Source organism: Kurthia zopfii (genome assembly GCF_003143955.1).
Taxonomy (GTDB): domain Bacteria; phylum Bacillota; class Bacilli; order Bacillales_A; family Planococcaceae; genus Kurthia; species Kurthia zopfii.
Map to the genome: position 1 here is coordinate 1 of NZ_QFVS01000068.1, position 4,261 is coordinate 4,261.

Genomic DNA, 4,261 nt, shown 5'->3' on the forward strand with positions numbered 1-4,261 from the left:
CTAAAAGAAAAAGGCGATAAGACCTTTATATCAGTTTTCGAGTTACCAACGGTAACCCTCAAACTGAACGGTATTCATCCCCCACTTATAGAAGATGGGGGAATTCTACCGAACAGATGTTAAAAAACCCCGTAAATATTACTTTCAGCGTTTGAAAATCTTCTAAAAAAAGGAAATAATATGTAATTGTAGTAATGAGTTTTAAATACATACTACTTTAGGAGTTATTCACTACTTTATGTTGTGAGTAATGTACTAATTAAGGTAGAATAAGAGTGAAATATTTGTAGTATTACATCAAATATTGAAACGGAATTGTAATAAGGTATTTTGTTTTAGGATGCTATACTGTTTAATGTTGGGCCAAAGTGTTCAAATATGAATAGTTATTCAGCAGAATTAACTGTAAATAAAATAATAGGTGGTACAAATATGATCCAAATGAAGAATGTTATTAAAAAGTACCCAAATGGAATCATCGCTGTGAAAGGGCTAAACATAGAAATCAAGCAAGGTGAATTCGCTTATATCGTTGGACCAAGTGGTGCAGGTAAGTCGACTTTCATTAAAATGATGTATAGAGAAGAAAAGCCAACATCAGGTGAAATCAGAGTAAATGGTACTGATATTGCGCAGTTAAAAGATAAAGAAATTCCTTTCTTAAGAAGAGGAATGGGCGTAGTTTTCCAAGATTTTAAATTATTACCTCGAAAAAATGTGTATGAGAATGTAGCATTTGCATTAGAAGTAATAGAAGAAAAGCCAGAAAACATCAAGAAACGTGTGTCAGATGTTTTAAAATTAGTTGGTCTTGCTAAAAAAGCAAATATGTTCCCAGATGAATTATCTGGTGGGGAACAACAACGTGTCGCAATTGCTCGTTCAATTGTTAACACGCCAAAAGTTGTGATTGCAGATGAGCCAACAGGTAATCTAGACCCTGAAACTTCATGGGAAATTATGCGTTTATTTGATGAAATTAACGCAAGAGGAACGACAATCATCATGGCTACACATAATAAAGAAATTGTGAATACGATGCGTAAACGTGTCATCGCCATTGAGAATGGACAAATTGTTCGTGATGAGCGTGGAGGTGACTACGGATATGAATTTTAAAATAATCGGAAGACATATGAAGGAAAGCTTAACTTCAATGGTTCGAAATCGTTGGATGAGCTTTGCTTCTATTAGTGCGGTTACAGTTACACTATTATTAGTCGGCGTCTTCTTAGTTATTATGATGAACTTGAATAAAGTTGCAGATGATATCGAGAATGATGTAGAGATTAAAGTATTAATTGATTTAGGTGTTAACGAGACTGAGGAATTGCAGTTGCATCAGAAGGTCGAGAAAATGCCTGGCGTTGAATCCGTAAAATATTCAACGAAGAAGCAAGAACTTGATAAATTAGTGAAGGATTTTGGGAATGATTTATCATTATTCAAACAAGAAAATCCATTGCATAATGTTTTATACGTAAAAGCAGAAAATCCAAAACAAACCGAAAAAGTAGCGAAGGAAATCATGACGTACAAAGGTGCGGATAAAGTTTCCTACGGTAAAGGTAAAATTGAGAAGTTATTCGGCTTCCTGAATGTTAGTCGAAATGTAGGAATTATTTTAATCGTAGCATTGTTATTAACGGCTACATTCCTAATCTCCAATACAATTAAAATTACGATTACAGCACGAAGAAGTGAGATTGAAATCATGAAACTAGTTGGGGCTACCAACTCATTCGTCCGTACGCCGTTTATTTTTGAAGGTATGTGGTTAGGTGCATTAGGAGCAGTGCTTCCAATTGCAATAGTGACGACATTATATGCAACTTTACATGATAAAGTCACACCAACATTAGAAAATGAAATTGTTCAATTGTTAGAGGTCATGCCATTTATTTTACAAATTGATCTTATATTACTCGTAATGGGTGTAGTCATCGGTGTACTAGGCAGTTTCATGTCTGTACGTAAGTTTTTAAAAGTATAAAGGGGGATCTGCAGTGTTTAGTAAAAAAGGGATTATCGCCGCTAGTTTAACAGCTGCATTACTTGTACCTTCAATGAGTGCAAATGCAGAATCGATTAGCGATTTAAAACAAGAGAAAAAACAAGTTGAGAAGAAAAAGGCAGCGATTAGTAATAAAATTAGTGCTAAAAAAGAAAAAATCGCAGATGCTCAAAACTCGATTGAAAAATCAGCAAAACAAGTGTCGAAATTAAACGGTAAAATAGATGAAGCAGACGATAAAATCAAAGGGGTTCAAGCACAAATTGTTAAAACAAAAGATGAAATCACTGAACTACAAAAATCAATCGAAAAGCTACAAAAGAAAATTGATGAACGTGGCGAAATCTTAAAAGAACGTGCAAGAGCAATGCAGGAAACTGGTGGTCAAGTTGGATATTTAGACGTATTACTTGGTGCAAATAGTTTCTCTGATTTCATTGATCGTGCTTCTGCCGTAAATGAAATCGTTAATGCAGATGAAGGTATTATCGAAGACCAAAAAAGAGATCAGCAAAAAGTAAAGGATCAACAAAATGAAGTGAAAGAGAAATTAGCACTTCAAGTTGAGCGTAAAGACAAGTTAGTCGACTTAAAAGCAGATTTAAACAATAAAAAAGCAGTGAAAAAAGAAGCTTTAAAACATATGGAAAAACTTCAAGCGCAGTTGAATAAACAACGTAAGAAACTTGAAGGTGAATATGAAGAAGCACTTCAAGTAAGTAAAGGTGTTCAACGTAAAATTGAAGCAGAGCAAAGAAAAGCTGCTGAAAAAGCACGTAAAATTGCCGAAGCAAAAGCAGCGAAAGAGCGTGCGATAGCACAATCAAAATTACAATCACAATCAAAAGCTGTAGCAGGGAGTACAGTATCTGCTGGTGAAGCGCCAGTCGTGTCTTCAGGTACATGGATGAAACCAGCTTCAGGTCGATTCACATCTGGATTTGCTGGCCGTGACATCGGTGCAGGTAATGAATACCATTATGGTATTGATATTGCAAACAGTGCTGGTACGCCGATCGTCGCTTCTGCTGACGGTGTCGTATTCAAAGCAAGTCCATTATCAACTTATGGTAATGTCGTAATGATTACGCATAATATCGGTGGCAAAACATATACGTCACTTTATGCACATATGAGTGGTTTTGCTACTTCACCTGGTAAAGTTGTTAAAAAAGGTGAGGTTATTGGATACATGGGATCAACTGGTCGTTCAACTGGACCACACGTACACTTTGAAATCCATATCGGCTCTTGGGTTAACCAAGCTACTGGAGCAGTTAATCCGCTACAATATATTTCTTTGTAAGACGTTCAATTGCAGAGGAGAACAATTGAATAAGAGCCTAAATCCATAAAGATTTAGGCTTTTTTTATTGCTCACGTTTAGACTTTGAAAAATATCGAATGGTTTCCGCCACTTATTTTTCGGTAGGCGTCTTCGTTATTTCTTTCTATGATGCCAGATCATAAATTAATTTACTTTCAACTTAGTCATTCCTTTTGTTACAATTGTATATACCCTAGTAGGTATGGAGGTAATTATGGATAATAATATGTGGTACACCGTTTTCAAAGTGTCTTTACCATCAAGTTCCATCGCATTTATTTTAGCGACAGTATTAACTGCACTATTATGTTGGTTATATTTGAATAAAAAAACAGCAGATGTCTTTCTGAATTATGCCATTACATTCATTGTAACGTGGAAATTCAGTTACATAGTAACCGATTGGCAAGGTTTCATCGACTATCCATTATCAGTATTTTATTTTGATGGGGGCAAAGTTGGATTCGCGATTGCATTAGCAGTTGTGATTGGATATGCAGTGTGGGATCGACTAAAGGGCAAAGAATCCACGGTCAATCAAATAACTTATTTCATTTTGACCTATGCATCGTATCATTTTTTCTTCGTCCTTTTAAACAATGAAAGTTTGACAGTGGTCATTTCGTGGCTTGTTCTAGCAATCGGTTCAGCGGCAATAATAATCGCCTTAAATCGGTCAAATAATCATAAAATCTATTTTGTTTCAATAACAATCGCCGTTGTATATATGATATTCTCATTAGTAGTAGAGCCACTTGGTTGGCAACAAATGAAGCTAGTAGCAATCATTGGATTTTTAACATCTGTTCGGTAGAATTCCCCCATCTTCTATAAGTGGGGGATGAATACCGTTCAGTTTGAGGGTTACCGTTGGTAACTCGAAAACTGATATAAAGGTCTTATCGCCTTTTTCTTTTAGC

The 4,261-nt window shown here is 35.5% G+C and carries 4 protein-coding genes; all 4 read left to right on the plus strand.

Annotated features, from left to right (window positions below; all coding sequences use genetic code 11):
• Nucleotides 1-432 precede the first annotated feature (432 nt).
• Nucleotides 433-1,119, plus strand: coding sequence for a cell division ATP-binding protein FtsE (gene ftsE / locus DF281_RS14225; RefSeq protein WP_109350918.1), 687 nt, complete (start codon nucleotides 433-435; stop codon nucleotides 1,117-1,119).
• Nucleotides 1,109-1,993 carry a permease-like cell division protein FtsX gene (gene ftsX / locus DF281_RS14230; protein WP_109350919.1) on the plus strand — a complete coding sequence of 295 codons (885 nt, stop codon included), beginning with the start codon at nucleotides 1,109-1,111 and terminating at the stop codon, nucleotides 1,991-1,993. Before ftsE ends, ftsX begins: the two co-directional genes overlap by 11 nt.
• Nucleotides 1,994-2,006: 13 nt before the next feature.
• Nucleotides 2,007-3,320 (plus strand): murein hydrolase activator EnvC family protein, encoded by a 1,314-nt coding sequence (locus tag DF281_RS14235; protein ID WP_240605556.1) that lies wholly within the window; start codon nucleotides 2,007-2,009, stop codon nucleotides 3,318-3,320.
• Nucleotides 3,321-3,555: 235 nt separating this feature from the next.
• Complete coding sequence (locus tag DF281_RS14240; protein WP_109350920.1) at nucleotides 3,556-4,155, plus strand: hypothetical protein; 600 nt, start codon at nucleotides 3,556-3,558, stop codon at nucleotides 4,153-4,155.
• The last annotated feature ends 106 nt before the right edge of the window (nucleotides 4,156-4,261 follow it).